The organism is Chryseobacterium sp. TQ-BC-N36, assembly GCF_058382295.1.
The window spans coordinates 3,919,103-3,941,939 of the sequence record NZ_CM178175.1 but is presented as its reverse complement, the minus strand read 5'-3'; the positions used below and the strand labels follow the sequence as shown (position 1 = coordinate 3,941,939).

Here is a 22,837-nt window from a genome sequence, read left to right as displayed (position 1 = left end):
TTTAAAATTTTATTACTCATTTTCAATTTTGGTAATGACGGCGTCACCCCAAAGCTCTTCTATATCATAGTACTCACGTACCTGTTTTTGAAATATATGAACCACCACTGAAACATAATCTACCAATACCCACATTGCATTTTCCGTACCTTCTACATGCCAAGGTCTGTCCTTCAGTTCGTTTCTCACTTTTTTCTCTACACTCCCTGCCAATGCAGAAACCTGTGTATTTGAGTTTCCACTACATATCACGAACGTCTCTGCTACGGAGTTTTCGATATTGGAAAGATCAAAGATCATAATGTCCTCTCCTTTTACATCCTGGATAGCTTCAACGATTTTATCTATTAACGCTTGTTTTTCTGCTGTTTTATTCATTAAAAAAATACTATAATCTGCAAATTTATTGTTTTTTCTTTACTTTAACCTTACTTTTACCCTCTTAATGTCTTAAAGTTTTCTTAAATGAGCCAACTCTTCTACCTGAAAGAATGTTCTTCTACTAATGACGAAATATCAAAGTTTTTACTTTACGGAGATTCAAATTTTATAGGGCTTCATACTTTTAATCAAACTAAAGGCCGTGGTCAGTATGGAAATATCTGGACTCAGACTGCCGGAAAAAATCTGGCTTATACGCTGGCAGTGAATACTCAGAACATCTTGTGCTCCGACTTTATATTCAATTATTATACCGCAATGGTTATCCGGGATTTCCTTGCCAAATTGTCTGACTCTGAGGTAAAGATCAAGTGGCCGAATGATATCATCCTTAAAGGTAAAAAAATCGTTGGAATTTTAATAGAAAAGAAAAAAATTAATCAAAATAATTATTTCATCATAGGAGCCGGGATTAACATTCTTCAGGAAAATTTTGACGAAATATCTCATGCAGGATCACTCCTGACGCAGACAGGCATTCATTTTGATCTGGAAGAGCTTGCTTTGAATCTGCATGAATATCTGTGCGAAAAACTAAAAAATATCCCTCCCGACCGGAAAATACTGGATGGATTTAACAAAAACCTTTTCAGAAAAGATCAGATATCAGTCTTTGAAATTGAAAAAGAACGACAAAATGGCATCATCCGTAATGCAGACGAAAAAGGTGAACTTTGGATCGAGCTGGAAGACGGAATGCGCTCCTTTTATCATAAGGAAGTAAAACTCCTTTACTGATTGGCTCTTTTAATGTAAAGATAAAGCGTAAGCGGCAAAAACACCATATTGGGCAGCCACATCGCTACAGCCGGAGACAAGCTTTTGTTTTCAGAAACCACTTTTAGGGCTTCAAATGAAAACACGAAAATAAAAGCCAATGAAATCCCTATGGCAAGGTTGATACCCAATCCCCCTCTTTTCTTTTGTGATGACAGGGAAAGTGCCAGGAATGTCAGAATAATGATCGAAACAGGCATAGATGTTCTTTGGTGAAGCTCATTCAGGTAAGAATTCAGGTTACTGTTTCCTCTTGCCTTTTCTCTTTCAATAAATTTTAAGAGTTCGGGGGTGGTTTTATTTTGTCCCAGAAGCTCATTAGGAAAAAGTTCTTCCGGTGAATGTCCATAATTTTTTCTTAATTCGATTCCGTTATTCAGCTTTTCGGTATTGTCCCTGTTGATTGTTTTTTCTAAATAATTATTTAAAACAAACTGTTTTTTTTCTTTGTCCCAATATACTTCGCTCGCTTTCAGCTCATAAGTCATTTTTCTGTCTTTATCATATTTCTGATAAACGAAACTTGATCCTCTTTTCTCTCTCTTATTCCAGGAATCAACAAAAATGTATTCTGTTTTGCTCAGCTGTGAGGAGGCCGGAGCCGTTCCCAAAATCTTTTCTTTATTGGCTGCATTATATGTATAGGCCTCCAGCTCATTTTTCTTGATATTAGCCCATGGCAGCACCATATGATATACCACCAGAGCAATCAGACCGATAAAAATGGAGGTAAGGAGGTAAGGTTTGGAAAACCTGTGAAAGCTTGCTCCACTACTGATAATGGCAACAATTTCGGTATTATTTGCCATTCTGGAAGTAAAATAGATCACCGAAATAAAAACCAGAATGGAAAGAAAGGTCACCACAAGATTGATAATCCAGAACGGATAAAAATGAACAAGGAAATACATCAGATCCAGCTTCGGATCAATGGCTTTCGCATTTTCTATCCTTGGAATCTTCTGCTGAACATCAATTACCAATACGACTATAGACAACAATACCAACATGAAACTGAACGTTCCAAGGTATTTTTTAATGATATATCTGTCTACAATTTTAAGCATACTCTCTTACAGTCTTTGTCTAAGAACCGGCACCACTAAGTTTTTCCATTCATAGAAATCTCCGGCAATAATATGTTCTCTTGCTACTTTTACCAAATCCAGGTAGAATGCAAGATTATGAATTGAAGCAATCTGTTTTGCCAGGTATTCTTTAGATACAAACAGGTGACGAAGATACGCTTTTGAATATTCACGATCTACAAAACTGGTCCCAAATTCATCCAGAGGCGAAAAATCACGCTTCCATTTTTCATTTTTAAGATTCATCACCCCCTGCCATGTGAAAAGCATTGCATTTCTTGCATTTCTTGTCGGCATTACACAATCCATCATATCAATTCCCAGCCCGATAGACTCCAGGATATTCCATGGAGTACCCACTCCCATCAGGTATCTTGGTTTTTCTTTCGGAAGGATATCTGTCACTTCATCTGTAATTCTGTACATTTCTTCTTCAGGCTCTCCAACGGAAAGTCCTCCAATGGCGTTTCCTTCTGCTCCTGCTTCAGAAATCACTTCTGCAGAGATTTTTCTGAGATCGGAGTAAGTAGATCCCTGAACAATCGGGAAAAGTCTTTGCTTGTGTCCGTATAATTCGGGATTATTATCTGTCCATTCAATACATCTTTTCAGCCAGCGATGGGTGAGCTCCATAGATGATTTTGCCTGGTTATATTCGCATGGATAAGGAGTACATTCATCGAAAGCCATAAAAATATCGGCTCCGATCTGTCTTTGAATTTCCATTGATCTCTCAGGAGAAAACATGTGATAACTTCCATCGATATGAGATTTGAATCTTGCCCCTTCTTCCGTCATCTTTCTGTTACTGGCCAGAGAAAAAACCTGAAAACCTCCGGAATCGGTAAGAATAGGAAGGTCCCAGTTCATGAATTTGTGTAAACCACCTGCATCCTGCATCGTTTCCATTCCAGGACGAAGATAAAGGTGATAGGTATTTCCCAGAATGATCTGGGCTTTAATGTCTTCTTTTAATTCTCTCTGATGAACTGTTTTCACACTTGCAACAGTTCCCACAGGCATAAAAATAGGCGTTTGAACCTTCCCGTGATCTGTGGTAATTTCCCCTGCTCTGGCTTTTCCTTCAGAGGTTTTTTCTATATTAAAAAATTTCATTTCTATACTTTTTTGATACACTGTTTTTCTCAGTGACTTTCTGCAGGACAGAAACTCCGGTGACACTTTACCTTACCAAAGGTGTTACAGGACCACTTTCTTTCTGTTTATCCTTTACATATTTTTCTGCTTTGGGATCTTTCTTCAGCAATTTTTCCTGAGCATCATTGGCAATCCCATCCATTTCTTCTTTAATTACATAGTATTTGAAACTGTCTACAAAGTCATCAGGTTTTACGTTATGTGACTTCAGGACAGCTCTTGTACCTGCTTCCATGTTTTTGTCAGGGTATACAAAGATAGCCTGATCATTGATCGCAAGATCGGCAATGATTTCTGCCATCATATCTTTATCGATCAGGTTTTTAGGCTTATCAATATAATCACCACACGAAAACAGGCTCAGTAAAACGAAAATAAAGATTAGCTTTTTCATCAGTTTCATAATCTGTTGATGATTGATTTCCATTTTAAGTTCAATACTCCAAAAACAGCTTCATGGATTATTCCGCCGTTCATTTTGCTTTCTCCTAAAATTCTGTTGGTAAATATAATAGGAACTTCCACAATTCTGAAACCTTTTTTAAATGCTCTGAATTTCATTTCTATCTGAAATCCATATCCTTTCAGTTTTACATTGTCCAGCCCTATTTCCTCCAACACTTTTCTTGAAAAACAGACAAAGCCTGCTGTGGTATCATGAATAGGCAGTCCCAATACAAACCTTACATATTTTGATGCGAAGTAAGAGAGCAATACCCTTCCCATAGGCCAGTTCACTACGTTCACTCCTTTTGAGTAACGGGAACCGATTGCCATATCAGCATTGATACATGCTTCAAACAGCTTAGGCAGATCATTTGGATTATGTGAAAAATCGGCATCCATTTCAAAAATATAGTCGTACTTATTTTCAATAGCCCATTTAAATCCGTGAATATATGCCTTTCCCAACCCATCTTTCACATGCCTTACCGACAGGTGGAGATAATGTGGATATTGCTTCTGTAATTCTTTTACAACCTCTGCTGTTCCATCTGGAGAAGTATCATCCACCACTAAGATATGAAAGTCATCCTCCAATGCAAAAACTGCGGAAATAATATTTTCAATATTTTCCTTTTCGTTATACGTTGGGATGATGACGAGTTTTTTCATTTCAGTTTGCAAAGATAGTTTATTTAACCTTTTTATTTTATACAAAATAATCTATAATTTTGCAAAAATATTTCTCAGGGATTGAGCGGATGAAACAGAAACTTTTATTCAACAGATCTGAACAGTACGTAAAATCGGTGAGAGCAAATATTTTAACTGCAAATTCATGGATCTGACAGGAAAATCTGTGCCGGGCTGTGTTATATTGAAGTTAAATAATAAATAAAAAACTTAAATTTTGCCATCATCACAACACTTCATCAATCACGTAAGAATACCTGAGAACAATGATTGGGTAATCTTTATTCTTGTAGGCTGTATATTTTTATACGTTTTTATGATGAACGTTATAGAGAGAGATGCCAGTCTCAAAGATTTTCTGCTTCAGAAATATTTTGATGCAAGTAACAACCTTCCCAGCTGGATTATCACTTCCTGTGTCACTACCCTTACTCTTTCTGTACTAATTTCACAGTATATCCCTATTGTGCCTAAATTTATTGCCGATCTTCAGCTTTTAGGCTATCAGCTTAATAAATTCGGATATACTTTGCTGGCAGTGCTATTTTTTTATCTCATAAAATCAACATTAGGTTTTTTATTTTATCAAAGTATAGGGGATGGAAAAAAATGGACTATTTTTTATTTTACCTCCACAAAGTTTTATTTCATTCTTTCATTTTTACTGATCATTCTTTGTGTAGCCCATTATTACTTCCCGATAGACAGAAATAAAATGTTTTTATATTATTTCTGCTTCTTTTCTTTTGTATTCATTTTCAAAGTTTTTTTCTATTTATTTCACAAGAACAAGATTCTTCCAGAGAAATGGTATTATAAATTTTTGTATATTTGCACCCTCCAAATCGCACCATTATTATTGCTTTGGAAGTTGTTATTTTTTTAATAAAAGTCAATGATGAGAATAAAGTCTATATTGGTTTCTCAACCAGCGCCTAGTGAGTCTTCTCCATATCTGGATATAGCGAAGAAGGAAAAAATAAAGATTGATTTCCGTCCATTTATCCACGTCGAAGGAGTTGACAATAAAGAGCTCAGAACACAGAAAATAGATCTGACGCAGTATACCGGTATTATTTTTACCAGTAAAAATGCGATTGACCATTACTTCAGACTAGCAGAGGAATTGCGTTTTGCTGTTCCGGATACGATGAGATACATCTGCCAGTCGGAAGCAATTGCCAACTATCTTCAAAAGCATATTGTGTACAGGAAAAGAAAAATCAGCTTTGGGGAGAAAAATTTCTCAGACCTGCTTCCTCTTTTCAAAAAGTTTCCAACTGAAAAATATCTGTTGCCATCTTCAGATGTTTTAAGCCCGGATATTGTAAAAACCATGGATGCATCTAATGTAGACTGGACAAGAGCAATCATGTACCGTACCGTATGCAGCGACCTTACGGATATCAATGTCAAAGATTATGACATGTTGATATTCTTCAGCCCGCAGGGGATCAAATCACTGCAACAAAATTTCCCTGACTTCAAGCAGGAAGAAACCAAAATCGGAGTTTTTGGAAACACGACTTTGGCAGCTGCAGAAGAAGCGGGATTAAAAGTAGATTTAATGGCGCCTACGAAGGAAACTCCTTCAATGACAATGGCCCTGGAAAAGTATATTAAAGCACTTCACAAATAGTCTTTACTATAAAAATACAATCAACCATCTTTTCAATAAAGGGAAGATGGTTTTTTTTTACCTAAATTTGAACAAAAATTAACATTGAACAAGACATCTGCGTAAACCGCTTACTTTCAGAAGAAAAGTGCAGACAGATGCTGCTCTATAAAAAAAACCAAAATATCCGGATGAAAGTTCCACAGGCAAAAAAAATAGAAAAAATATTAGAAACCCACGGCGATAAAAGGATTGATAATTACTTCTGGCTGAATGAAAGGGAAAACCCTGAAGTCATCCAATATATTGAAGAAGAAAATGCTTACGAGGAGTTCATCATGAAAGATACTGAAGCTCTTCAGGAAGAGCTGTTCGAAGAGATGAAAGCACGGTATAAAAAGGATGACGAATCCCTTCCTTATTTCTTTAATGAGTACTGGTATATTGTGCGTTATGAAGAAGGCAAGGAATATCCTATTTTCTGCAGAAAGCATAAGAGCCTCGACAACGAAGAGGAAATCGTACTTGACGTTAATACTCTGGCAGAAGGCAAAGATTTTTTTGAAGTAGGAAGTGTAGCCGTAAGCCCAAACAACGAACTGGCATCTTTTTCGTCGGATGACGTGGGAAGAAGAATTTACACCCTTAATTTTAAAAACTTAAAGACCGGTGAAATCTTTCCCGATACTATCCTGAACACAACAGGAAAAGCAGTATGGGCGAATGACAACCAGCATGTTTTTTATATCAGAAAAGATAAAAGCCTTCGTGCATTCCAGGTGTACAGACATCAATTGGGAACAGATTCAGCAGAAGATACCCTGATCTTCCACGAAGAAGATGACACGTTTGACGTCAATGTATTTAAGACAAAATCTTTAGAGTATATTTTCATTGCCAGCTCAAGTACTATTTCTGATGAGCACCGTTTTATCCCTTCTGATAATGTATTTGCTGAATGGACAGTGATCCAGCCAAGAATAGATGACCTTGAATATTCAGTAGAGCATTACGAGGACGAATTTTACATCATTACCAATGCTGATGATGCGATCAACTTCAAGATTGTAAAAACAAAAATAGATAACTGTGGGATGGAAAACTGGATAGACGTTATTCCGCACCGCGCAGAAGTTTTACTGGAAGGTTTTGAAATTTTTAAGGACTACCTGGTTCTTGAAGAAAGAGAAAAAGGACTGCTTCAGATCAAAATCATTGATGAGAAAACTAAGGAGTCTTACTATCTACCTTTTTCAGATCCAACTTATACCGCTTATATTGGGATCAATCTGGAATTTGATACAGAGATCTTACGTTATGGCTATACGTCTCTTACACAGCCAAGCTCTACCTATGAGTATAACATGAAGGAAAAGACCACAAAACTACTGAAACAGCAGGAAGTTCTGGGTGGAAAATTCATCCCTGAAAATTATATTTCAGAAAGAATATGGGCAGATTCCAGAGACGGAAAAGTAAAAGTTCCTATTTCATTAGTCTACCATAAAGACACCAAAAAATCAGCTGACACTCCACTTCTTCTGTATGGATATGGAAGTTATGGACATACTGTAGATGCCAGCTTTTCCAATGTAAGATTATCTATTCTTGACAGAGGCTTTATTTATGCCATTGCTCACATCCGTGGTGGAGAGTATTTGGGAAGAGAATGGTATGAGGACGGAAAAATGTTATTCAAGAAAAATACATTCTTTGATTTTATAGATGCAGGGAAACATTTAATCAAAGAAAATTATACTTCATCGAGACATATGTACGCGATGGGAGGAAGTGCCGGAGGTCTGTTGGTAGGTGCCGTGGTCAACTATGAGCCTCAGCTATTCAACGGAATTGTAGCACAGGTTCCATTCGTAGATGTTGTTACGACCATGTTAGATGATACCATCCCTTTGACTACCGGAGAATATGATGAATGGGGAAATCCGAATGATGAGGAATATTACCATTACATGAAAGATTACTCTCCCTATGATAATGTAGAAGCTAAAGACTATCCACATATGCTTATCACAACAGGATTCCACGATTCACAGGTGCAGTATTGGGAACCTGCCAAATGGACGGCAAAACTTAGAGAACTAAAGACAGACAATAATATTTTAGTCTTTAAAACCGACATGAGTTCCGGACATGGAGGAGCAAGCGGAAGATTTGAATCTCTGAAAGAAGACGCATTGGAGTATGCGTTTCTGTTAAAGATAAATGATAATTGATAAAAGATAATTGATATGATTACGGACAACAACTACAACCAGATGTTTGCACAAAAGACTAAATCTTTAACCATTGCAATCATTAATGAGTTGTCTGATATTTCATATTCTGATAAAATATCAAATATAAGGAAACAAGTTTTCAGATCTGCTTCATCCACAGCAAGCAACTATAGAGCAATGTGCAGAGCCAGATCTACCAAAGAAAAATATTCCAAAATATGCATTGTTGTAGAAGAAGCTGACGAAACTTTATTCTGGCTGGAGTTAATAGATGAACTCCATATACTAAAAAAAGAAAATTTAGATATTCTTATTAACGAAGCCAGTGAAATTTTGAAAGTAACCTCTGCTTATAAAAGGAAATTAGGTGAAGAATTAAAACGTTAACAAGATCAATTATTAATCATCATTTATCAATTATATGAACGAGTCCGAATATTGGAAAAAAATAGAACAGTTCTTCGAAGACAACTTTCAGACAGAGAAGAACCCTCCTATTGAAACTCTTTTGTTTCTGATAGGATTACAGGAGTTGGGAAGTGGCCAGCAGAAATATACCAAAGACGACAAGGTAAACCTTATTCACATTGCTGTATGCAGGCTGCTTGAGCCTTTTGGATATTATAAATTTACACACTATGAAGACGGGTGGCCGCAGTTTGAAAAACTGGAAGAACTTCCTGAATTAAAGCCAAACGAGCAGACTCTGCTTATGAAAAAGGCTATTATTCAGTATTTCCAGGAAGAAGAGCTTTTATAAAGGCTGGAAAATGGAAGTTAAGTTATAACTTAACTTCCAGTACATACAAAGAGGATTTTCTATGGAAAATCCTCTTTTTTATAAATAATTATTTTTAACATGTTCAAATTTATCCAATCAGTTCCTCCAGCTGGTTCAATCCCATGGTAAACCCTTGTTCGAACCCCATATCCATCATCTTCTTCATTACATCCTGAGACTGGTAATGAATATTAATAGTGACTTTGGTACCTTCTTCCACTCCTGTAAAGCCGATCAGCCATTTTGACATTGGAAAATCTTCATTGATATTTCCTTTTTCATCACAAAAAGCACTCATCCAGTCAAAACTTCTGTGTTCTGTAATTTCTCCATATTCTGACTGGGAATACCCTTTTTCTCCATTAGGCCCTACCATGGCATAAAACCAAACTCCTCCTTCTCTGAAATCCTGGCTTACCGTTTCGCACTTCCATGGCTTAGGTCCCCACCATTTATCCAACAGTTCGGCCTTGGTAAAATAGTTCCATACTGTCAAAACATCAGCCTTATACATCTTCATGACATAAGTGCTGAGTTCGTCAAAATCTTTGTTGAAAGTGATATTAGATTCCATAAATATTTATTTTTAATAAAGTTAGCACTTTATTTACTGAAAGGGACTTTTCATATGGCAAGTAAAATATAATTCATAAATAATTGTTAAAAAACACTCTTTTAAGAAAAAAAAAACAATTTTTTGGCTCGTTTTTTGTTTATGTAGTCTTAAAACAATTAATTTTAACATTCATCTTTCCAAAACATATATAATTAAATAATGAATAACAAATTCATCCCAATAATTTCGGTGTTTATGACGATCTCACTGATTGTCTTTGTGACGCTCCAATTTTATTGGTTGAAAGGCTATTACGGCGTACTGGAACAGGATTTTTCGAATAAAGTGTATGCGGTTTTGGAAAGTACTTCAAAAAGTATTGAAGAGATTGAAGCTGACAAGTACCTGAATCAGGATTACAAAGATTTCAGAAAAAATATTATTGCCAACAGTAAGCAGCCATCCTTAACTACGATTCAGCAGGTGGAAGATTCCGGCACCCAGAGACAGATCATCTATTCCAAAAACATTATTGAAAAAACGCAGCTTCCGATTTCTCAAAAAGGAGATTCTATTAAGCTGACAACGCTATATACAGACGAGGCAGCCTACAAAATAAAGAGAGATACGACCAATCGCGAACTTCTTACCACGGATATTAACCAGGAAATCGAAACCGGTGATTATTCCATGAAGGAGTTTGTGAAGGTATACGGAAATAATCTTCCCATTACCAAAAGAGTTGATTCAAAAACGCTTGATTCCGTTATTGCGAAAGAGCTTAAAATAAGAGGAATTACGGCTAAATTCGGATACGGAGTTCTTGACCGTAACAACAAACTTACAAGTATAGCAAACAAAGCTTACAAAGAGAAAAAAGACAGCAATACCTACAGCTTCCCTTTATTTGCAGATAAGAAAAATACCTTATACAGCCTTGCATTGGTATTCCCTAAAAAAGAATATTCCCTGGCGATGAACAACTGGCCAATGCTGCTCGGAACATTCCTTTCTCTTCTTACCATTCTTGGGATTTACATTATTTCCATCAATTATATGATGAGACAGAAGAAGCTTGCTGAAGTAAAAACCGACTTCATCAACAATATGTCCCATGAGTTTAAAACACCATTGGCAACCATTTCTGTCGCAACAGATTCATTGGCTAATGACAAAATTGCTACCAATCCGGATAAGGTGAAATATTATTCCGAACTGATCAAGCAAGAGAACCTGAGGATGAAAAAGCAGGTGGAAAACGTCCTTAATATGTCGAAGCTTGAAAGAAATGAAGTAGAGCTTTTCCTAAAAGAAACCAATGTCAGGGAACTTATCAAAAAAACTACAGAATCTTTCAATCTGATTGTACAGCAAAGAAACGGAACCCTTACACAGGAGTTCAATGCCACTCATTATAATTTTAAAATAGACGAATTCCATATCTCAAACATGCTGGTCAACTTACTGGATAATGCCAATAAATATTCTCCTGAAGCACCGGAAATACATGTGAAAACAAGAAATGAAGGACACTGGTATGTGATTGAAATTTCTGATAAAGGAATGGGAATGGATACTCAGAATAAAACTAAAATTTTCGAGAAATTCTTCAGGGAAGAAACCGGAAATATACACAACGTAAAGGGACAGGGATTAGGACTTTCCTACGTTAAAAAAATTGTGGAACTGCACAAAGGACAGATTATCGTGGACTCTCATAAAGGAAAAGGAAGTACGTTTACGATCAAGCTGCCGATGAGCTAGAAAGATAAATGACAGATGATAAGCGATAAATGATAAAAATCTCTTTTACATCAATGATCATTCATCAATTATAAAAAGTAAAACCAAATATCAAAATATAGAAGATAGAGTGAGAAAGTTCATTCTTAATTGTTAATTTTTAATTATTAAAATTATGAGCAACAGAATATTATTAGTAGAGGACGATCAGAGTTTCGGGGCGGTGCTTAAAGATTATTTGACCATCAATAATTTTGAAGTAACTCTTGCCACTGATGGAGAGCAGGGACTTAAAGAATTTACAGAAAATGAATTCGACATCTGCATATTTGACGTAATGATGCCTAAAAAAGACGGGTTTTCATTAGCGGAAGACGTAAAAAAGATTGATAAAAATACACCGATCATATTCCTTACCGCAAGAAATATGAGAGAAGATATCTTAAAGGGATACCAGTTAGGCGCTGATGATTATATCACAAAACCTTTCGATACTGAGCTTCTTTTATACAAAATCAAGGCAATTCTTCAGAGAAGTTCCACTTTGGAAAATGAAGAACAGGAGCAGTTCAAGATCAGCAATATCTTCTTTGATTCTATGCTGAGACAGCTGAAAGTAGGTGATAAGGAATACAAGCTTTCTCCTAAAGAAAATGAATTATTGAAGCTTCTTTGCATTCACAGAAATGATTTCATGCCGAGAGATCTTGCTTTAAGAAAGATCTGGAAAAAAGAAAATTATTTTACGGCAAGAAGTATGGACGTATATATTGCAAAACTTCGTAAGCTGTTAAAAGATGACGAGGGCTTGGAAATCATCAATGTTCATGGAGAAGGATTTAGACTTTTGGTAAAAAATTAATCCAAAAATCAAATTATAAGTATAAAATTAGCAAAACAATTGAAAATGTTTTGCTAATTTTGTTTTCATACCCATGGATATGAAGAATACATTTATTGGTTTGATCGCCGTATCACTATTAGCTGCATCCTGTAAAAAGGATGAAAGAGCTACCTATTTAAAAGAAGAAGCTAGCGCCGGACAACCGAACGTTGCCTTTAATACCACCTCAAAAACAGCGCTGATGGATCAGGCAGGCATTCAGTCTAATCCAACCCCCGCTCCTATGACAACCGCTCCGGGGATGAATCCTCCACACGGACAGCCTGGACATCGATGTGATATTCCTGTAGGACAGCCTTTGAATGGGCGACCTGCTGCAGCTGCTCCTTCAACACAAAATGTAAATGTGAACGGAGGCAACACCATACAGATTGACCCGAATGCTGTATCACCTGGAAAAATTACCCTTGATAACAACGGAAAGCAGGTAAAAACGGCTCCGGGAATGAATCCGCCCCACGGGCAGCCCGGACATCGATGTGATATTCCTGTAGGACAGCCATTAAACAGCAAGCCTGCTCCGGCTCCTCAATCCGTTCAAAATGCAGTACAGACAACTCCGACCCCGTCTCCTGCACCTGCAGCACAGAACCTCGCAATGGGAGAAAAACCGAAACTTAATCCCGCTCATGGTGAGCCATGGCACAGCTGCTCTCTAAAAGTTGGTGATCCTTTACCATAAATTTTGTATTTTTGCAGAGATGAAGCTGTTTCACATACTTGCCATAGTTTTTTGTCTGGGAGTCTTTCTGATTCCCAAGGACTATTTCTATGCACAGGAAATGCAGGAAACATGCTGTAAAGCAGAATCTTCCAAGAAAATGGACTGCTGTAAAAATCATTCTTCAAAAAAAGACAGCAAACATGATAACACAAAATCATGTAATGACGACTGCTGCTCATCATGCATTGCCTGTTATACTTTTATTGAAACCCCTTTTTCAAAAAATCTACGTCTGGAACTGTCTTATTACAAAGCGAATAAGAATCCTCAGTTCCAATATTCAGATCCTTATCTTTCAGACCGTTTAAAGGAGATCTGGCAGCCGCCCAAGATAGGTTAATTAAATACCATGGGTTCATTATGCCTTATAATGAACTGTTTTTTTAATTAATTAAAACTTTAAACAAAATGAAATTATATATTTCCAGGTTCATACTTGGTGCATTATTCCTATTTACACAATGTATATCTGCTCAGACACTTTCAAAAAATCAGTTCAAGGTAAAAGGGAACTGTGAAATGTGCAAAACAAGAATTGAGAGTGCAGCTAAAAAAGCAGGTGCCAAAACAGCAGTTTACTCCATTGATCTGCAAACCTTAACGTTAGAAACAGATAAGGTATCTTCTGATGATATTCTGAAAAAGGTAGCAGAAGCAGGACATGACAATGAGAAATTCAAAACGTCTGATGCAACGTACGAAGGGCTTCCGGGATGTTGCCATTACGACAGAGATGCACAACCTTCTAAAGCGGAAACACATCATGAACATCATGCAGATGCTAATGCTTCCGCTAAAAAAGAAAATGAGTTCTACGTAAGAGGAAACTGTGCTTCTTGTAAAGCCAGAATTGAAAAAGCATCCAAAGATGCCGGAGCCGATACTGCAGAATGGAATGCAGAGAAACAAACGGTTACTTTAAATTTTAATCCTTCAAAAACATCATCAGATAAGATTTTAAAGGCTATTGCTGATGCAGGTCATGATAATGAAAAATATAAAGCGTCTGATGCTGTTTACAATGGCCTTCCGGGATGCTGCCTGTATGACAGGGATTTTACCTTTGGTGAACCTAATCCAAAGGTCCATTACGAAGAAGGAGCAAAGCATGAAGATCATAAAGACAATGAAACCTCTGCAACTAAAGAAGATCATTCTCAGCATGAAAAAAGTATTGATGGTGTTGTGGTAACAGGCTCCAAAGCAGCGACAGCTTTAAGCAAAAAAGAAACCGGACTTGTTTTTAATATAGATAAAAAAGAACTGTTAAAGGCTGCCTGTTGTAATCTTTCTGAGAGCTTCGAAACCAATGCAACAGTAGATGTTTCTTTCAGCAATGCGGTTACGGGAACAAAACAGCTGAAAATGCTTGGTTTGGATCAGAAATATACCAGCTTAACAAAAGAGCAGTTGCCAGAAATCAGAGGCCTGGCATCCGCTTATGGATTAAATTTTATCCCGGGAAGATGGATTGAAAGCATCCAGCTTACCAAAGGAGGAAGTACCGTAACGAATGGGTATGAAAGTATTACAGGACAGATCAATACTGAACTTTTGAAGAATGCAAAAACTCCTGAAACATCATTAAATCTCTTTTCTGACTTCAATGGAAGAGCTGAAATCAATATTACCAATGTTTCTCCTGTCAACGATAAATGGTCACAAACATTCCTCCTGCACGGAAACGGAACTTTCGGAAATACGGATATGAATCATGACGGCTTTCTGGACAGACCAAAAGGAACGCAGATCAACGCAGCATATCTGCTGAATTATAACGATCTTGAAAAGTCGGGATTCGGGTCTCACTTCGGAATTAATTTTATCAGAGATGAGAGAACAGCCGGAGAAATTGGTTTTGATAAAAAAATGGGGCAGGACAAACAGCCTTTTTATGGGGTAGGAATCGATATTTCAAGGTTCCAGGTCTGGAATAAAACAGGATATATTTTTAAAGGAAAACCTTATCAGAGTATCGGCTGGATGAATCAGTACGTTTATCATCAACAGGACAGCTTTTTCGGATTGAGAAATTATGCGGGACAACAGCATACGTATTATTCTAATCTAATCTTTGAAAGCATCATTGGAAATACCAACCATAAGTATAAAGCAGGGGCAAGTTTCTTATATGACGGTTATAAAGAAACGTATTTGCTGGATGACATCAGAAGAAATGAAATTGTACCCGGTATTTTTGCTGAATATACTTTAACAGGTTTAAAATATACTTTAGTAGCAGGGTCCAGAGTAGATTTTCATAATCTGGCAGGAACTCAGTTTACACCAAGGCTTAATTTCAAATATGACTTCACACCTCAGACAATTTTAAGACTTTCTGCGGGAAGAGGTTTCAGAACAGCAAATGTATTTGCGGAAAGCCAGCAGTACTTTGCATCAAACAGGGCTATCAATATTTTACCTAACGGAGGAAATATTTATGGATTAAAGCCTGAAATTGCATGGAACTACGGAGCAAGTTTACAGCAGGAATTTAAGTTGTTCGGAAGGAAATCAAGCATTATTGCTGACTTCTTCAGAACAGACTTCCAGGATCAGGTATTGGTAGACCTGGATCAATCTCCTCAACAACTGACATTCTATAATCTGGATGGGAAATCTTTTGCGAATTCATTCCAGACCCAATGGGATTTCATGCCTGTAAAAAATCTAGAGGTAAGACTGGCTTATAAATATTATGATGTACAGGCAGATTATATCGGTGGAAGAAGAGAAGTTCCTTTTATGGCGAAGCACAGAGGATTTGTGAACCTGGCGTATTCAACCAATAAAAATAATAATGGAGGATTCTGGAGCTTTGATACTACTTTAAACTGGGTAGGAAAACAGAGACTTCCGGATACATCAACGAATCCGGCAGAGTTTCAGCTGCCAGCCTATTCTGAATCTTACGCTGTGCTGAATGCTCAGATTTCAAGAAATTTCAATAAAAAGATCAGAGCTTATGTAGGTGGCGAAAACCTTACTTCTTACTATCAGAAAAATGCGATTGTAGATTTTAAAAATCCTTTCGGAAGTTATTTTGACGGCGGAATGGTATACGCTCCTATTATGAAGGCGAACTTCTATGTAGGATTGGATGTGACGTTTTAAAGGCTGGAAGCTGGAAGAATGATACTGGGAGTATCTACAACCTAATAAAGTTTTATCTTATTGCAGATAAAATCTGAATACCCAAAAACCTTATAGGTTTCAGAAACCTATAAGGTTTGATTTTTACCATAAGCAGTTAAAATTGCCTCTAATAACAAAAGAAATCCAAGAGTTATAAAATATCAGATAAATCCCTTCTTCCATTCTCAAGCTTCCTGACTCAATAAAAAAATGCCCCTAAAAAGTGTCTAACTTTTTGGGGGCAGTCCAATCGAGCGGATTTTTTATTTATCTTCCAAAGTCGTCCTGTACTCTTACGATATCATCTTCATCTGAAGGATTGGAAGCATCGGTATGCTGCCAGATTTCAGCTACAATTCCCCAGCCTTCAAGACCGATTAATCTGTGTCTTTCGCCCTGCTGAAGTTTCACCTGATCTTTTGGGCCATATTCTTTCAATTCTCCCTCTTCATCGGTATTGCTTCTTTTGATGCCTACCGTTCCTTCTACCACTTGCCAGATTTCGGCTCTTCTGTGGTGATACTGCCAGCTTAATCTTGCTTCCGGAGCCACGATAAGAATTTTAGGGCTTAGCTTCCCTCCTATTCTCAAACTGTCTACATCAATCCCGTCAAAATACTGGTTGGCAAAATCCTGCGCCTGTGTTTCATCGATCACAAAGAAACCACCCCATGGTCTTGTATCATCTTTTGCAGCGATAGTAAAACCTTGTGTCTGCAGCATATTCTCTACTCTCTCGAATATTTCTTTTTTTTCTGTACTCATACAGCTATATTTTTAATTTTAAAATTATTTATTTGATTCTTCTTTTGACATTGAATACGGAAAGTCTTTTTCCTGTGAACCTCTTTCTTTGTTGGGCTTACTGTCCATTTTAAAATCTAAAATGGCACCTTTTATCAGTTCTTTATGGCTCAGCCAGTTTTTGGAATAAGGCTGCTGATTTACATTCAATGATTTTACATATAGATTTTCAGTGTTGTTTTCCGGAGCTTTTATTTCAATTTTCTTACCATTTTCCAAGTGGATGGTAGCTTCTTTAAATAATGGTGCCCCCAACACGTATTGATCCGTTGCTGGTGTTACCGGATAAAAACCTAGAGCTGAGAAAATATACCACGCAGAAGTCTGCCCGTTATCTTCATCACCACAATATCCATCTGGCGTTGCATGATACAATTTATTCATCACCTGTCTCGCCCAATATTGAGTTTTGTAAGGAGCTCCTGCATAGTTGTACAGATAAATCATGTGCTGAATAGGCTGGTTTCCGTGGGCGTACTGCCCCATATTCATGATCTGCATTTCTCTGATCTCGTGGATCACACCTCCATAATAGCTGTCGTCAAAAACCGGAGGCAATGAAAAAACTTCATCCAATTTGGCTTCAAATTTCTTTTTTCCACCCATCAGCTCTGCCAGTCCATTAATATCCTGGAAAACTGACCATGTATAATGCCAGCTGTTCCCTTCTGTAAACGCATCTCCCCATTTGAAAGGATTGAAAGGCTTCTGGAAATTACCGTCTTTATTTTTACCACGCATCAAGCCTGTCTCCTTGTCGAATACATTTTTATAATTATAAGCTCTTTTCTTATAGATATCAATTTCAGAAGCGGGTTTCCCTAATGCTTTTCCTAACTGGTAAATCGAAAAATCATCATACGCGTACTCTAATGTTCTGGCTGCATTTTCATTGATATTTACATCGTAAGGGACATAACCCAGTTCATTATAATACTTTACTCCTGCACGTCCTACAGCTTCTATAGGTCCTTCATTATTCGCTCCGTGCTTTACGGCCTGCCAAAGCGCTTCAACATCATACCCACGAAGTCCTTTGATATAAGCATCTGCCACTACGGATGCAGAATTATTTCCAATCATAATATCAGAATATCCCGGACTGCTCCACTCTGGTAAGAAGCCACCTTCTTTGTAAGCATTGGCCAGTCCTTCCTGCATTTCCACATTAATGCTTGGGTAAACAAGGTTCAGAAAAGGATATAAAGCACGGAACGTATCCCAGAAACCGGTTCCGGCAAACATTCTACCGTCTACAATTTTACCGTTGTAAGGACTCCAGTGCTTTATTTTATTCTGGGTATCTATTTCATATAACTTTTGCGGGAAGAATAAAGTTCTGTATAAAGAAGAGTAAAAGGTTCTCATCTGCTGATCTGTTCCTCCTTTTACGTCTATTTTCCCTAATGTTTTGTTCCAGATATTTTTAGCATCGGTTTTTACCTGTTCAAAGTTTCTGTTTCCGATTTCTCTTTTAAGGTTAAGTTCTGCCTGTTCAAAGCTGATGAAAGAAGAGGCTACTTTTGCATAAACTGTTTCTTTATTTTTAAGCTTAAATCCTACTACAGCACCGGTGTGATCGCTGGTAATTTCTAACTGATCATTGACCAGCTTATCGTCTTTCCAGGTTTTTGTCAGTTCAAAGTCTTTATCAAACTGAATGACAAAATAGTTTTTAAAGTTCTCATATTTCCCGGTAGAATATCTTGTGGTATATCCCAGGATTTTTCTTTCTTTCGGTAAAATTTTGATATAAGAGCCTTTATTCAGAGCATCAACCACTACGTAAGCACTGTCTGTTTTGGGAAAATCAAATTTAAAATAAGATGCTCTTTCTGTAGGAGTGAACTCTGTAGTAACATTAATATCCGCCAGATAAACACTATAAAAGTATGGAGTAGCCACCTCAGCTTTATGACTGAACCAGCTTGCTCTTTCCTCTTCTTTAAATTTCACTTTTCCTACTCCCGGCATGATGGCAAATGCGCCATAATCGTTCATCCATGGAGAAGGTTGGTGGGTTTGTTTAAATCCTTTTATTTTATCTGCATCGTAGGTATATGCCCATCCATCGCCCATTTTACCGGTCTGGGGTGTCCAGATATTCATTCCCCAAGGAAGTCCGACTGCCGGATAGGTATTTCCATTGGATAATGATGGTTTGGATTGTGTTCCCATCAAAGGATTCACATAATCTACGGGAGATACGTTCTGACCTAAAGCCCAGGCCTGTAATAACAGTAAGCAAGTAGAAAATATAAACTTCATTGTATCTTTTCGTTTGTTAATTTATATACGCTTTTTTAATGCATAGCTGGCAGCTCCAAGAATGGCCGCATCTTCAAATATAGCAGAAATTTTAACCTGCAAGTTAATATTATTCTTTGTTAAATTCTGAATAAATCTTTGTTCAAAATGAGGATAAGCCTTGGCAATATTTCCCCCTATAACTAAAACTTCCGGTTTGTAATGATCTACATATTTTACGATAAATTCTGAAAAAGAATCTGCATATTCATCAAATATTCTGTTCTGTATTTCTAATGGTTTATCCAGAAGGTCTTTTGTTCCTGAAATTTCTTCCCCAGTCAGTTCTTTATAATGATTAACGAACCAGCGCGTCGCCAGATATTCTTCACTGATAGAGTTTTTAAAAGGAGAATCCCACAGGTCTTCATCGGTAGCCAATTCTCCGTTATAGAAAGTTGTTCCCAATCCTGTCCCGAGAGTGACACCAAAAATCCTGCTGAATCCCTGAGCACATCCTCCGAATACTTCACCTTCCATAAAGGCTGCTGCATCGTTTACAAAATGAATCTGTTTCTGGGAAATACCCAGTCTTTTTGCCAGTTCTTCTTTAATATTTACCTGATAGATATCAATAAATTTTCCATGCTGCATAAGGGATATTCCGTTCTCATAATCGAAAGGTCCGGGCATTGCAATACCAATCAGAAGATTTTCTTTTTCCAGATCATGAGCCACTTTATGAATGGTTGAAATCCATGCATCAAAAATAACTTCTTTATTTTCGAAAGCATCTACATGTTCTCTTACATAAGTGGAAGAAATGATTTCACGTTTCTCCGGATCTACCTGAGCCAGCGTAATGTGCGACCCTCCAATATCAATTCCTACTATATTCTGCATTATTTTTTATTTTTAATTTCCTGTGACTGAAAAAACAGACAAACAGAAGCATACCCCTGTCTGTCTGCTTTGTATTTCAGACTTTATATTTTCAATTCTGATAACTACATCATTATCTGAATCTTACTTTATAATTACTTTACCGGTTGATAGTACTTTACTGTTTGACGATGTAACCTTGTAAATATAAGTACCACTGATTAAATCCTGCGTATTCACTGCATTATTATTTTGATTAATATTCTGTTTTTTAAATAATTTTCCTGAAACATCATACAAGGCCACTTCAGTCGCAGCGTTGTCGTTAATGACAAAATGAATATCATTTCCGCGTTTGACAGGATTCGGATAGACCGCACTGTTCTCTTTTGCAGATTCAAGATCTTTTACCGCAAGAGATGAAGTACAGGCAACGTCTGTTCTCCAGTTCGCATCTGTCATATTGATCAGGGTTGCAAAATGGGTATTTGCCGTAGCATCCAAAGCTCCTATTCCACTGCCTTCATCCATTTTCCAGTTGGCTTCAAGCCCCGTGGAATTGGCAGGAACATTACAGCTGTTACTTAAAATTTCCTGTGGGGTCAGTGCTCGTTTCCAAACTCTGAATTCATCAAGGAAACCATTAAGTGTACGGGAATTATCATAATTTCTTCCCAGATAAAGGATTCCGTTTGCCGTAAAGTTACCTGTCACTGCAAAACTTGCATCAAGATTACCATTGACATAAATTTTCATGGCCGCACCATCATAAGTGGCTGCTATATGATACCATGTATTGGTGTTGAATGCTGTATTCGTATTCAGTTTCACCTGTGACGGACCAAAGCTCAATATAAACTGAAGCTTATTATTGGCCAGGTTTCCGTCTCCGAAACGAAGCATTGCAGAATTATTATCTCCAACTTCTACTCCCAGTACTGATGAAATGTAAGGGAAAGCTGTTTTAAAGGAATTCACTTTCACCCAGCCTTCAAAGCTGACTGCATTTCCGCTCAGGTTAAATTGTCCTGCATTAAGATAGTGTGTGCTTCCGTTGAAAGAAAGCGATCTTGCTCCGGGACTTGTAACCGGTGCGAAACCACTATTAAATGATCCTTCTCCTGAATAGGTACTTGCAGTTCCTCCCGCACATGAAGCCTGTACTTTCCATACATAGTTTGTATTAGGTGTTAAATTCTGTAATGCGTAGGAATTGGTTGTAATATTCGGAATTTCAGACCAGGTTGTTGCAGAAGCTGTTTTGTATTGAAGCGTATATGAAGTAGCGTTCCCTGCATCCCATGACAGCTGGGTGGTATTACCAAGGAAACCTCCGGAAGTTAATCCTGAAGGTGTAGTGCAACCACTTCCGGAGTTAAACCTTGGTGCAAAAATATAAGTACTTGTTAATGTCGGTGAGCAATTGGACTGAATTCTCCAGTCATAATCTGTATTCAGGGTAAGATTATTGATCACAATATTATTTCCTGAATAATTGCTGGCTACATTCGTCCATACTGTTGAATTGACCGGCTTGTAATCAATATTATAAGATTGGGAAGCATTGGAAGTCCAGTTCAGTTTTGCTGAAGTTCCTGTTACATTGGAAACATCAAGTCCCAATGGCGGATCACAGGTTTGCCCCTGAGACCACGAATATAACTGACCGCTTAAGAGCGTATTTTCGCTGTAAAGGATATTGGAACCTGTGCTCAGATAACTGGCTACATTGGTTCCCGGCAAATCATACCACATAAATACTCCATATTGGTCATTCTTGGTGCTGGTCGCTAAGCTTGCCAATGTTGTTGCAGATGTAGAACTTGGATTCGAGTTTTGGATCCATGTTGCTACAGCAGAAATTTTAGATTTATCGAGAGGCGGAACAACCGGAGCATTGTAGGTGCTGTACATCGCGTTCCATGTATAATTGATATGATTTCCTGCTAAATCTCCGTTATAACTCTGCCTTGTTGTAGCCGGACCATAGTAATAAAATGTAATCAGTTTATCCGGCATTGCGGCTTTAAGCTCCTGTAATAACATCACAAAAGAGCTGTTGTTAGGCTGTCCTGTTCCGTTATTTCCGTATCCTGCGTATTCATCATCAAGGTCCACCCCATCCAGTCCGTAGGTATAAACAGTATGAGCCACCTGCATTGCGAAATCTTTTGCCGCCGCACGGTCAGGAAAATTAGAAATTCCGGCTCCCTGATGATTCCCTAAAATATCCAGCAATACTTTTATCCCTTTTTGCTGTAAAGGTTTTACATAGGTATTGACATCATTCAGAACTTTGGTAACATTATTATTGTTTGAGATGTAAGCTCTGTTTTTAGAAACATCATAGTTGATATTGGCTGCAAAAATAATCGCAACATCAAAAAGCTGTCTGTTAGTGTTCTGCAAAGTGTATGAACCTGCGTTCAGCATATTGTTGTTGTTCACTTCCACATAGCAGACTCCCAAAGGATTGAGCTGCTGCGCTTTGAGCATAGGAACTGATTGAAGCATCAGAGCCATTAAGGGAATAAAAAAGGATTTTTTTCTCATAGTATATCAATTTTGTTATAGAAAAATCATTGGGCCAAAGCCCAATGACTGA

At 37.5% G+C, this 22,837-nt stretch carries 21 protein-coding genes; 11 read left to right on the top strand and 10 right to left on the bottom strand.

All coding sequences use genetic code 11. The features are described from left to right. Positions 1-12 precede the first annotated feature (12 nt). Entirely contained in the window at positions 13-378 is a 366-nt protein-coding gene (rsfS, locus tag AC3FI7_RS17675; protein ID WP_142726406.1) for a ribosome silencing factor, read from the bottom strand. A gap of 87 nt (positions 379-465) precedes the next feature. Between rsfS and AC3FI7_RS17670 the strand changes: the two genes are divergently transcribed. Continuing rightward, entirely contained in the window at positions 466-1,179 is a 714-nt protein-coding gene (locus tag AC3FI7_RS17670) for a biotin--[acetyl-CoA-carboxylase] ligase (protein WP_491460618.1), read from the top strand. Here AC3FI7_RS17670 and AC3FI7_RS17665 read toward each other — a convergent pair. The 4 genes from AC3FI7_RS17665 to AC3FI7_RS17650 all read right to left on the bottom strand — a co-directional run bounded on the left by AC3FI7_RS17665 (position 1,173) and on the right by AC3FI7_RS17650 (position 4,580). After that, a complete protein-coding gene (locus AC3FI7_RS17665) occupies positions 1,173-2,285 on the bottom strand; it encodes an LptF/LptG family permease (protein WP_142726404.1) in 1,113 nt (370 codons plus the stop codon). The genes AC3FI7_RS17670 and AC3FI7_RS17665 overlap by 7 nt on opposite strands. 6 nt (positions 2,286-2,291) lie before the next feature. Next, a complete protein-coding gene (gene tgt, locus AC3FI7_RS17660) occupies positions 2,292-3,422 on the bottom strand; it encodes a tRNA guanosine(34) transglycosylase Tgt (protein WP_491460617.1) in 1,131 nt (376 codons plus the stop codon). 67 nt (positions 3,423-3,489) lie between these two features. Next, a complete protein-coding gene (locus AC3FI7_RS17655) occupies positions 3,490-3,858 on the bottom strand; it encodes a DUF4296 domain-containing protein (protein WP_228451338.1) in 369 nt (122 codons plus the stop codon). Positions 3,859-3,863: 5 nt separating this feature from the next. After that, positions 3,864-4,580: a polyprenol monophosphomannose synthase gene (locus AC3FI7_RS17650; RefSeq protein ID WP_142726401.1), complete on the bottom strand. Its 717-nt coding sequence runs from the start codon at positions 4,578-4,580 to the stop codon at positions 3,864-3,866. A gap of 238 nt (positions 4,581-4,818) precedes the next feature. Here AC3FI7_RS17650 and AC3FI7_RS17645 point away from each other — a divergent pair, with 238 nt between their 5' ends. The 5 genes from AC3FI7_RS17645 (at position 4,819) to AC3FI7_RS17625 (ending at position 9,216) form a co-directional block, all read left to right on the top strand. Then, on the top strand, positions 4,819-5,487 hold the full coding sequence (locus tag AC3FI7_RS17645; protein ID WP_142726400.1) for a DUF4271 domain-containing protein: 669 nt from the start codon (positions 4,819-4,821) through the stop codon (positions 5,485-5,487). A gap of 12 nt (positions 5,488-5,499) precedes the next feature. Then, entirely contained in the window at positions 5,500-6,240 is a 741-nt protein-coding gene (locus tag AC3FI7_RS17640; protein WP_041461971.1) for a uroporphyrinogen-III synthase, read from the top strand. A 170-nt stretch (positions 6,241-6,410) separates the two neighbouring features. Beyond that, complete coding sequence (locus tag AC3FI7_RS17635; protein WP_491460616.1) at positions 6,411-8,453, top strand: S9 family peptidase; 2,043 nt, start codon at positions 6,411-6,413, stop codon at positions 8,451-8,453. Positions 8,454-8,468: 15 nt separating this feature from the next. Then, positions 8,469-8,843 carry a four helix bundle protein gene (locus AC3FI7_RS17630; protein WP_491460615.1) on the top strand — a complete coding sequence of 125 codons (375 nt, stop codon included), beginning with the start codon at positions 8,469-8,471 and terminating at the stop codon, positions 8,841-8,843. Positions 8,844-8,877: 34 nt separating this feature from the next. Then, entirely contained in the window at positions 8,878-9,216 is a 339-nt protein-coding gene (locus tag AC3FI7_RS17625) for a hypothetical protein (protein ID WP_142726397.1), read from the top strand. Between the two features lie 109 nt (positions 9,217-9,325). On the opposite strand, the gene AC3FI7_RS17620 is transcribed toward AC3FI7_RS17625, so the two are convergent. Further along, positions 9,326-9,811 (bottom strand): SRPBCC family protein, encoded by a 486-nt coding sequence (locus AC3FI7_RS17620; protein WP_142726396.1) that lies wholly within the window; start codon positions 9,809-9,811, stop codon positions 9,326-9,328. Positions 9,812-10,012: 201 nt separating this feature from the next. On the opposite strand from AC3FI7_RS17620, the gene AC3FI7_RS17615 reads away from it, so the two are divergent. The 5 genes from AC3FI7_RS17615 (at position 10,013) to AC3FI7_RS17595 (ending at position 16,278) form a co-directional block, all read left to right on the top strand. Beyond that, positions 10,013-11,557 (top strand): sensor histidine kinase, encoded by a 1,545-nt coding sequence (locus tag AC3FI7_RS17615; RefSeq protein ID WP_131437199.1) that lies wholly within the window; start codon positions 10,013-10,015, stop codon positions 11,555-11,557. 154 nt (positions 11,558-11,711) lie between these two features. After that, positions 11,712-12,398 (top strand): response regulator transcription factor, encoded by a 687-nt coding sequence (locus AC3FI7_RS17610; RefSeq protein ID WP_002982671.1) that lies wholly within the window; start codon positions 11,712-11,714, stop codon positions 12,396-12,398. 79 nt (positions 12,399-12,477) lie between these two features. Next, positions 12,478-13,122: a hypothetical protein gene (locus tag AC3FI7_RS17605; protein ID WP_491460614.1), complete on the top strand. Its 645-nt coding sequence runs from the start codon at positions 12,478-12,480 to the stop codon at positions 13,120-13,122. Positions 13,123-13,141: 19 nt separating this feature from the next. Beyond that, a complete protein-coding gene (locus tag AC3FI7_RS17600; RefSeq protein WP_202841787.1) occupies positions 13,142-13,504 on the top strand; it encodes a hypothetical protein in 363 nt (120 codons plus the stop codon). Between the two features lie 68 nt (positions 13,505-13,572). Continuing rightward, positions 13,573-16,278, top strand: coding sequence for a TonB-dependent receptor domain-containing protein (locus AC3FI7_RS17595; protein WP_491460613.1), 2,706 nt, complete (start codon positions 13,573-13,575; stop codon positions 16,276-16,278). A 288-nt stretch (positions 16,279-16,566) separates the two neighbouring features. Here the strand turns inward: AC3FI7_RS17595 and AC3FI7_RS17590 are convergent, their stop codons facing one another. The 4 genes from AC3FI7_RS17590 to AC3FI7_RS17575 all read right to left on the bottom strand — a co-directional run bounded on the left by AC3FI7_RS17590 (position 16,567) and on the right by AC3FI7_RS17575 (position 22,785). Then, a complete protein-coding gene (locus AC3FI7_RS17590; protein WP_120232480.1) occupies positions 16,567-17,064 on the bottom strand; it encodes a cupin domain-containing protein in 498 nt (165 codons plus the stop codon). Between the two features lie 24 nt (positions 17,065-17,088). Next, positions 17,089-19,371, bottom strand: coding sequence for a GH92 family glycosyl hydrolase (locus AC3FI7_RS17585; RefSeq protein ID WP_491460612.1), 2,283 nt, complete (start codon positions 19,369-19,371; stop codon positions 17,089-17,091). A gap of 21 nt (positions 19,372-19,392) precedes the next feature. Further along, on the bottom strand, positions 19,393-20,253 hold the full coding sequence (locus tag AC3FI7_RS17580) for an ROK family protein (protein ID WP_491460611.1): 861 nt from the start codon (positions 20,251-20,253) through the stop codon (positions 19,393-19,395). Positions 20,254-20,376: 123 nt separating this feature from the next. Continuing rightward, positions 20,377-22,785, bottom strand: a complete 2,409-nt coding sequence (locus AC3FI7_RS17575; RefSeq protein WP_491460610.1) for an endo-beta-N-acetylglucosaminidase H — start codon at positions 22,783-22,785, stop codon at positions 20,377-20,379. Positions 22,786-22,837 lie beyond the last annotated feature (52 nt).

Coding starts and splice junctions, on each gene's coding strand:
- rsfS (WP_142726406.1), bottom strand. CDS start 378: ATGAATAAAACAGCAGAAAAACAAGCGTTAATAGATAAAATCGTTGAA.
- AC3FI7_RS17670 (WP_491460618.1), top strand. CDS start 466: ATGAGCCAACTCTTCTACCTGAAAGAATGTTCTTCTACTAATGACGAA.
- AC3FI7_RS17665 (WP_142726404.1), bottom strand. CDS start 2,285: ATGCTTAAAATTGTAGACAGATATATCATTAAAAAATACCTTGGAACG.
- tgt (WP_491460617.1), bottom strand. CDS start 3,422: ATGAAATTTTTTAATATAGAAAAAACCTCTGAAGGAAAAGCCAGAGCA.
- AC3FI7_RS17655 (WP_228451338.1), bottom strand. CDS start 3,858: ATGAAAAAGCTAATCTTTATTTTCGTTTTACTGAGCCTGTTTTCGTGT.
- AC3FI7_RS17650 (WP_142726401.1), bottom strand. CDS start 4,580: ATGAAAAAACTCGTCATCATCCCAACGTATAACGAAAAGGAAAATATT.
- AC3FI7_RS17640 (WP_041461971.1), top strand. CDS start 5,500: ATGAGAATAAAGTCTATATTGGTTTCTCAACCAGCGCCTAGTGAGTCT.
- AC3FI7_RS17635 (WP_491460616.1), top strand. CDS start 6,411: ATGAAAGTTCCACAGGCAAAAAAAATAGAAAAAATATTAGAAACCCAC.
- AC3FI7_RS17630 (WP_491460615.1), top strand. CDS start 8,469: ATGATTACGGACAACAACTACAACCAGATGTTTGCACAAAAGACTAAA.
- AC3FI7_RS17625 (WP_142726397.1), top strand. CDS start 8,878: ATGAACGAGTCCGAATATTGGAAAAAAATAGAACAGTTCTTCGAAGAC.
- AC3FI7_RS17620 (WP_142726396.1), bottom strand. CDS start 9,811: ATGGAATCTAATATCACTTTCAACAAAGATTTTGACGAACTCAGCACT.
- AC3FI7_RS17615 (WP_131437199.1), top strand. CDS start 10,013: ATGAATAACAAATTCATCCCAATAATTTCGGTGTTTATGACGATCTCA.
- AC3FI7_RS17610 (WP_002982671.1), top strand. CDS start 11,712: ATGAGCAACAGAATATTATTAGTAGAGGACGATCAGAGTTTCGGGGCG.
- AC3FI7_RS17605 (WP_491460614.1), top strand. CDS start 12,478: ATGAAGAATACATTTATTGGTTTGATCGCCGTATCACTATTAGCTGCA.
- AC3FI7_RS17600 (WP_202841787.1), top strand. CDS start 13,142: ATGAAGCTGTTTCACATACTTGCCATAGTTTTTTGTCTGGGAGTCTTT.
- AC3FI7_RS17595 (WP_491460613.1), top strand. CDS start 13,573: ATGAAATTATATATTTCCAGGTTCATACTTGGTGCATTATTCCTATTT.
- AC3FI7_RS17590 (WP_120232480.1), bottom strand. CDS start 17,064: ATGAGTACAGAAAAAAAAGAAATATTCGAGAGAGTAGAGAATATGCTG.
- AC3FI7_RS17585 (WP_491460612.1), bottom strand. CDS start 19,371: ATGAAGTTTATATTTTCTACTTGCTTACTGTTATTACAGGCCTGGGCT.
- AC3FI7_RS17580 (WP_491460611.1), bottom strand. CDS start 20,253: ATGCAGAATATAGTAGGAATTGATATTGGAGGGTCGCACATTACGCTG.
- AC3FI7_RS17575 (WP_491460610.1), bottom strand. CDS start 22,785: ATGAGAAAAAAATCCTTTTTTATTCCCTTAATGGCTCTGATGCTTCAA.